This is a genomic window from Kineococcus indalonis (assembly GCF_009906395.1).
Classification (GTDB): Bacteria; Actinomycetota; Actinomycetes; order Actinomycetales; family Kineococcaceae; genus Kineococcus; species Kineococcus indalonis.
In genome coordinates, this window is record NZ_JAAALM010000187.1 from 1 (window position 1) to 6,839 (window position 6,839).

Sequence of the window (6,839 nt, forward strand, 5' to 3'; positions counted from 1 at the left end):
CTCCCCCGCGCTCCCCTCCCCCGCGCCGCGCACCGACGGGTTCGCCGTCGCCGCCCTGGTCGCGGGGCTGTGCGGCACCGGCCCGCTGGCCGTGGGCCTGGGCGCCGCCGGCCTGCACCGCACCGCCGGCGGGCGGGCCGCCGGGCGCGGCCTGGCGGTCGCCGGCCTGGCGCTGGGCGGGCTGCAGACCCTGGCGGCGCTGGTGCTGGTCGGCCTGCTCGCCGCCGGGACGTTCGGCGTGCTGACCCGCGGCGTCGTCGACGGGTGGGCGCTCGCCGGCAGCGGCGTCGAGGACGAGGGCGGGGTGCTCCTGCAGGAGGACCCCGCGGCGGGGCAGTGCCTGCTGGAGGACGGGGCCGACGGCGACCTCGACGTGAGCACCACCGACTGCGCGCGCCCGCACGACGCGGAGGTCGTCACCGTCCTGACCGTCGCCGCCGGCCCGGGCGGCTACCCCGGCGACGGGCCGGTCGAGGAGGACGCCGAGGAGCGCTGCGGCACCGCCGTCGGCGAGGCGCTGGCGGCGGCGGGGCTGCCCGCGGAGGGCTTCGACGTCGGCCACTACACGCCCTCGGCGGCCAGCTGGGCGGAGGGCGACCGCGAGACGGTGTGCCTGCTGCACCCGTGGCTGGACGAGGACGGCGGCGGCGCGCTGACCGGCTCGCTCGCCGCGGGGGACGTGGCCACCACCGGCACCGGACGCGGCACCGCGGTCTGAGGGGCCGGGGCGGGCGCGGGAAACCCCGGCGGGCGCGCGCTGCTCGGAGGCCGTGAGCGCCGCGGCGCAGGCCGCCGGGCTGGACGCCCCCGGGCTGGAGCACAGCTACTACCACCCGACCGAGGCGAACCGGGAGGCCGGCAGCCGCCTGGTGCAGTGCAACCTCGTCAGCAGCACCGGCAGCCTCGGCGGCTCGCTGAGCGCCGGCAGCCTGCGCTCCTGGTGAGGCCCGGCCCCCCGGTGCCCCCGGCGACGCCCGCGCCGGGGGCACCGGCCTCAGGTGAGGCGGGCGTGCCAGGCGACGGCGGAGGCGTCGGTGAGCGAGGCGACCTGGTCCACGACCACCCGCAGCCGCGCCGCGTCGTCGGCGGCGGCCAGGTGGTCCTCCCGGAAGGGCGGCTCCAGCACGTCCGGGCCGCGCTGGACCAGGCGCGCCAGCAGCTCCATCAGCAGCTCGCGCTGGCGGGCGTAGAACGGCTGGCGCTCCTGGGCGCTCATGACGAACGTGGCCGCCACGCCCTTGAGCACCGCCACCTCCAGCACCGTCCCGGCGGGCACCTCCACGTCGGCGGCGTAGCGCGTCAGCGGGCCGTCGCCGTGGCGGGCGCGGGTGGCGTCCTGGGCGGCGTTGGCGAAGCGGCCGATGAGCTGGCTGGTCATGTCCTTCAGCGCCGCCAGGTGACGGCGGCCGCCGACGACCTCCCCGGCGCGCTCCTCGGCCCAGAACGGCAGGACCGACAGGCGCTCCAGGGCGGCGTCGACGTCGGCGTCGGTGGCGTCGGCGAGGTACCAGTCGCGCACCTGCGCGGCGACGCGGGCGCGCGTCTCCCGCTCGCGCAGCCAGTCCAGCCGCACGTGCCCGGCGACCACGGCGTCCTCGACGTCGTGGACGCTGTAGGCGACGTCGTCGGCGAAGTCCATCACCTGCGCCTCCACGCAGGGCCGGTTCTCCGGGGCGCCCTCGCGCAGCCAGGTGAAGACGTCCGCGTCGTCGGCGTAGGCGCCGAACTTGGCCGTGGCCCGCGGCGCCTTGCCGTGCAGCCAGGGGTACTTCGTGGCCGCGTCCAGGCTGGCGCGGGTGAGGTTCAGGCCCGCCGGGGAGCCGTCGGCGGCGACGGTCTTGGGCTCCAGGCGCGTCAGCAGCCGCAGGGTCTGCGCGTTGCCCTCGAAGCCGCCGACGTCGGCGGCGGCCTCGGCCAGCGCCCGCTCCCCGTTGTGGCCGAAGGGCGGGTGGCCCAGGTCGTGGGCCAGGCAGGCGGTGTCCACCACGTCCGGGTCGCAGCCCAGGGCGGCGCCGAGCTCGCGCCCGACCTGCGCGACCTCCAGGGAGTGCGTCAGCCGGTTGCGCACGAAGTCGTCGGTGCCCGGACCCACGACCTGCGTCTTGGCCGCCAGCCGGCGCAGCGCCGAGGAGTGCAGCACGCGGGCGCGGTCGCGGGCGAACGCGCTGCGCCGGTGCGTCTTGGGCGGCTCGGTCACCCAGCGCTCCAGGTCGCCGGGCGCGTAGCCGCTGCGGGTCCCGTCGCGTTCGGCCACGCTCAGCCGCCCGAGACGGACAGCTCGGCCTGGCGCACGACCTCCAGGGCCGCCCCGGACAGGACGCGGTCGTCCAGCCAGCCCTCCGGCAGCGCCACCCGCTGCGGGGAGCCGGCCCGCCCGCGCGCGCCCTCCGCCGGCGCACCCGGGTAGGGCTGGTCCAGGTCCAGGGAGGCGAGCAGCTCGTCGAGGGCGGCCAGGGAGTCCACCAGGCCCAGCCGGGCGCGCAGGTCGCCGCCGACGACGTAGCCCTTGAGGTACCACGCCACGTGCTTGCGCACGTCGCGGCAGGCGCGCAGCTCGTCGCCGTAGTGCTCCACGAGCAGCTCGGCGTGCCGGCGCAGCGCGGCCGCCACGGTGCGCAGGCCCGGGCGCACCCGCTCGGGGCGCCCGGCGAACCCGGCCTCCAGGTCGGCGAACAGCCACGGCCGGCCCAGGCAGCCGCGGCCGACGACGACGCCGTCGCAGCCGGTGCGGCGCACCATCTCCAGGGCGTCCTCGGCGCTCCACACGTCGCCGTTGCCCAGGACCGGGATCGTGGTGACGGCCTCCTTCAGCCGCGCGATGGCCTCCCAGTCGGCCTGGCCGGAGTAGTGCTGGGAGGCGGTGCGCCCGTGCAGGGCCACGGCGGCCGCGCCGGCGCGCTCGGCGGTGCGCCCGGCCTCCAGGTAGGTCAGGTGGTCGTCGTCGACGCCCTTGCGCATCTTCACCGTCAGCGGGACCCCGCCCCGGGACGCCTCGCGCACCGCGCCGGTGACGATGTCGCGGAACAGGTCCGCCTTCCACGGCAGCGCCGCTCCCCCGCCCTTGCGGGTGACCTTGGGCACCGGGCAGCCGAAGTTGAGGTCGACGTGGTCGGCGAGGTCCTCCTCGACGACCATGCGCACCGCGGCGGCCACGGTGGCCGGGTCCACGCCGTACAGCTGCAGGCTGCGCGGGCGCTCGCTCTCGGCGAAGGTCACCAGCCGCATCGACTCCGGGGTCCGCTCGACCAGCGCGCGGGAGGTGACCATCTCGGAGACGTAGAAGCCCTCGCCGTGCTCGCGGCACAGCTGCCGGTAGGCGGAGTTGGTGATGCCGGCCATGGGGGCCAGCACCACCGGGGTGGCGGACACGTGCGGGCCGATGCGCAGGGGCGCCGCGACCGGGGCGGTCGCGGCGGTGCCCGTCGGGGTCTCGATCGGGGCGTCCAGGAGGCTCACCCCCCCATGATGACGCTCCTCAGGGGTGCTCCGGCGCCCGGACGGCCAGCACGGGGCAGGTCGCCTCGAGCAGGACGCGCTGGGCGTTGCTGCCCAGCAGGGCCTTGCGCACCGGTGAGCGCCGGTGCAGGCCCACCACGACGAGCTCGGCGCCCTCCTGCTCGGCGACCTCGAGGATGACGTCGGAGGCCTGGACGCCGGGCACCAGCGGGCGGTGCTCGACGCGGTGCTCGAGCCCCTCGGCGCGCAGCCGCTCGCGCACCGCGTCCAGGTCCACCTCGTCGGCGGCGGTGGGGCGGGTGTACCCGGCCTCGTCGACGGTGTTGACCACCACGACGGCGCAGCCGCGCCACCGGGCCTGCCGGACGGCCTCGGTGACGGCGAGGAACCCGGTGGGGTCGGGCACGTAGCCCACGACGACGGTCACGACGCCACCGCGGCCGGCGGCGGCAGGGCGCCGGTCATGATCCCGACGACCTCGTTCATGTGGTGGTCCCCGGGCCGCACGACCGCGGCCCGCCGGCCCAGGCGGTGGATGTGGATGCGGTCGGCGACCTCGAAGACGGCCGGCATGTCGTGGCTGATGAGGACCACGGGGATGCCGGTGTCGCGGATGCGCCGGATGAGGTCCAGCACCCCCTTGGACTCGCGCACGCCCAGGGCGGCGGTGGGCTCGTCCATGATGACGACCTTGCGCCCGAACGCGGCGGCGCGGGCCACCGCCACGGTCTGCCGCTGCCCGCCGGAGAGGCTGTCGACGGGCTGGGTGATCGACTGCAGGGTGGTGATGCCCAGGGCGTCCATCTGCTCGCGGGACTGCCGGCGCATCTCCTTCACGTCCAGCATCCGCAGCACCGAGCCCAGCGGGCCCTTGCGGCGGATCTCCCGGCCCAGGAAGAGGTTGGTGGCGATGTCCAGGGCCGGGGCCATCGCCAGGTCCTGGTAGACGGTCTCGATGCCGGCCGCCTGCGCGTCGTGCGGGCTGCGGAAGTGCACCCGCTCGCCGTCCAGCAGCACCTCCCCGGCGTCGGGCAGGACGTCGCCGGAGAGGACCTTGATGAGGCTGGACTTGCCGGCGCCGTTGTCGCCGATGACCGCCAGCACCTCCCCGGCGCGCAGGTCGAAGTCGGCGCCGGCGACGGCGGTGACGTGCCCGTAGCGCTTGACGATGCCGCGGGCCTCCAGGACCGTGCCGTTCACCGCGCCCTCCTCCTGGTGATGCTGTCCAGGGCCACGGCGGCGATGACGAGGATGCCGGTGACGATGTTCTGGTATAGCGGGTCGATGCCGGCCTGGGTCAGGCCCGACTGCAGCACGAGCACGATGAGCGCGCCGATGTAGGTGCCCAGCACCGTGCCGCGCCCGCCGAACAGGCTGGTGCCGCCGATGACGACCGCGGTGATGGTGTCGAGGTTGGCGGTGGGGAAGGCGTTCGGGGAGGTGGCCGGGCTGCGGCCGAACGCCTGCAGCGCGGCCAGCGCGTACAGCGCCCCGGCCAGGACGTACACCGACAGCAGGACGCGCTTGACGTCGATGCCGGTGCGCTTGGCGGCCAGGTCGTTGTTGCCCACGGCGTACACGTGCCGGCCCCAGGCGGTGCGGGTCAGGGCGTAGTGCAGGACGAGCACGCTCAGCAGGACCACCACGACGCCGGCGGTGACCTGGAACCTGCCCAGGAAGTACCCGCCGCCGGACAGCAGCGTCAGCGGGCCCTCCTCCACCAGGACGGTCTCGCGGGTGTACAGCCGCGAGGCGGCCTGCAGGATCGTCAGCAGCCCCAGGGTGACGATGAAGGGCGGCAGCCCCAGCCGGGAGACGATGAGGCCGGAGACCGCGCCCAGCCCGGCGCACACCAGCAGCCCCAGCAGCAGGGCGGTGACCTGACCGGTGGCGGCGGCGGCCGTGCGCGCGATGACGAGGGTGCCCAGCACCATGATGGCGCCGTTGGCCAGGTCGATGCCGCCGGTGAGGACGATGAGCGTCTGGCCCAGCGCCAGGGTCCCCACGACGACGGACTGCTGCAGGATCAGCGAGAGGTTGTCGACGCTGAGGAAGTTGTCGGTGAACAGCGAGAACGCCACGCACGCCAGCACCAGCGCCGCCAGCGGCCCCAGCACGGGGTTGCGGAAGACGTGGTCGACGGCGGTGGCCACGCGGGTCCCGGAGGACTCGCGGACGACCACCGCCGCGCCGGCGGACTGCACGGGGTCGGTCACGGGATCGGCCATGGACTGCCTCCTCGGTTCAACGGGTCCGCTGCCGGCTCAGGACTCGCCGCCCCAGCAGTTCTCCAGGCCCCACGCGGTGTCCTGCGACTCCAGGCCCTCCAGGGGCTGGTCGGTGATGAGCTGCACGCCGGTGTCGATGAACCCGGAGGCCGGCACGGTGGGCTTGGTGCCGTCCGCGGCGAACGCCAGGGCCGCGGCGACGCCCTCCTCGGCCATCTTCCCGGGGAACTGCATGACGGTGGCGGCGATCTTGCCGTCCTGCACGGCCTGGACGCCGGTGCACCCGCCGTCGATGGAGCCCACGACCGTGGACCCCGCCCTGCCGGCGTTGTCCAGCGCGGTCCAGGCGCCGATCGCGGCGGGTTCGTTGATGGTGTAGACGGCGTTGATGCCCGGGTTGGCCTGCAGCAGGTTCTCCATGGCGCTCTGGCCGCGGGACTGGTCGCCGTTGGTGTCCTGCCGGCCGGCGATCTCGGGGCTGTCGTCCGTCAGGCCCATGCCGGTGAGGAACCCGGCGTGCCGCTGGTCGCCGACGGAGACGCCCGGCTGCAGGTCGAGCATCGCCAGGACCGGCGGGGTGGTGCCCAGGGCGGCCTTGACGTAGGCGCCCTGCAGCTCCCCGGCGCGGGTGTTGTCGGTGGCCCAGGTGGCGTCGACGCCCCGGTTGCCGTCGGTCTGGGTGTCCAGCGCGGCCACGAAGACGCCCCGCTCCTGCGCGGCCTCGAGGGTCGGCACGATGGCCGTGGAGTCGTTGGGCGTGATGAGGATCGCCTGCACGCCGGAGGCGATGAGGTTCTCCACCGCCGCGACCTGGCTGTCGTTGTCGCCGTCGGCGGTCCCGGCCTCGGCGATGAGCTCGGCGCCGGCGGCGTCGGCGGCCTCCTGCGCGGCGGCGCGCATGGAGACGAAGTACGGGTTGGAGTCCGTCTTGGTGATCAGGCCGATCGTGATCGTGCCGTCCTCACCGCCGTCGCCGCCCCCGCCCGTCTGGGTGGAGGTGCACCCGGCGGCGACCGGCAGCGCGAGCAGGAGCGCCGCCGCGGCGAGGCGGCGGGGGGTGCGGGTCGAGACGTTCATCGGGTCCCCTCTCTGAGGACGGTCCCGGGGACCGTCCCGGTGAGCGGGCGGGGCCGGGGGCGCCGCCCGCTCACCGGG

Annotated in this window: 8 protein-coding genes; 2 read left to right on the plus strand and 6 right to left on the minus strand. The window is 75.7% G+C overall.

All coding sequences use genetic code 11. The annotated features are described in order from the left end of the window. Positions 1 to 718: DUF4190 domain-containing protein (locus tag GTR00_RS24965; RefSeq protein ID WP_205705531.1), on the plus strand; the 718-nt coding region annotated here is incomplete at its 5' end. Positions 719 to 770: 52 nt separating this feature from the next. Further along, a complete protein-coding gene (locus GTR00_RS10835; protein ID WP_166611633.1) occupies positions 771 to 944 on the plus strand; it encodes a hypothetical protein in 174 nt (57 codons plus the stop codon). Positions 945 to 994: 50 nt separating this feature from the next. Here the strand turns inward: GTR00_RS10835 and GTR00_RS10840 are convergent, their stop codons facing one another. Genes GTR00_RS10840 through GTR00_RS10865 form a run of 6 tightly spaced genes read right to left on the minus strand, consistent with a single transcriptional unit; the run spans position 995 to position 6,761 of the window. After that, on the minus strand, positions 995 to 2,260 hold the full coding sequence (locus GTR00_RS10840; protein ID WP_166611639.1) for a deoxyguanosinetriphosphate triphosphohydrolase: 1,266 nt from the start codon (positions 2,258 to 2,260) through the stop codon (positions 995 to 997). Next, positions 2,257 to 3,447 carry a tRNA dihydrouridine synthase DusB gene (dusB, locus tag GTR00_RS10845; protein ID WP_205705532.1) on the minus strand — a complete coding sequence of 397 codons (1,191 nt, stop codon included), beginning with the start codon at positions 3,445 to 3,447 and terminating at the stop codon, positions 2,257 to 2,259. Before dusB ends, GTR00_RS10840 begins: the two co-directional genes overlap by 4 nt. 28 nt (positions 3,448 to 3,475) lie before the next feature. Then, positions 3,476 to 3,883: a universal stress protein gene (locus GTR00_RS10850; protein WP_166611635.1), complete on the minus strand. Its 408-nt coding sequence runs from the start codon at positions 3,881 to 3,883 to the stop codon at positions 3,476 to 3,478. Beyond that, positions 3,880 to 4,656: an ATP-binding cassette domain-containing protein gene (locus GTR00_RS10855; RefSeq protein ID WP_166611636.1), complete on the minus strand. Its 777-nt coding sequence runs from the start codon at positions 4,654 to 4,656 to the stop codon at positions 3,880 to 3,882. The genes GTR00_RS10850 and GTR00_RS10855 overlap by 4 nt, the downstream gene beginning before the upstream one ends. After that, entirely contained in the window at positions 4,653 to 5,684 is a 1,032-nt protein-coding gene (locus GTR00_RS10860; RefSeq protein ID WP_166611637.1) for an ABC transporter permease, read from the minus strand. Before GTR00_RS10860 ends, GTR00_RS10855 begins: the two co-directional genes overlap by 4 nt. A gap of 36 nt (positions 5,685 to 5,720) precedes the next feature. Next, positions 5,721 to 6,761, minus strand: a complete 1,041-nt coding sequence (locus tag GTR00_RS10865; protein ID WP_166611638.1) for a substrate-binding domain-containing protein — start codon at positions 6,759 to 6,761, stop codon at positions 5,721 to 5,723. Positions 6,762 to 6,839: the final 78 nt, after the last annotated feature.

Coding starts and splice junctions, on each gene's coding strand:
- GTR00_RS10865 (WP_166611638.1), bottom strand. CDS start 6,761: ATGAACGTCTCGACCCGCACCCCCCGCCGCCTCGCCGCGGCGGCGCTC.
- GTR00_RS10860 (WP_166611637.1), bottom strand. CDS start 5,684: ATGGCCGATCCCGTGACCGACCCCGTGCAGTCCGCCGGCGCGGCGGTG.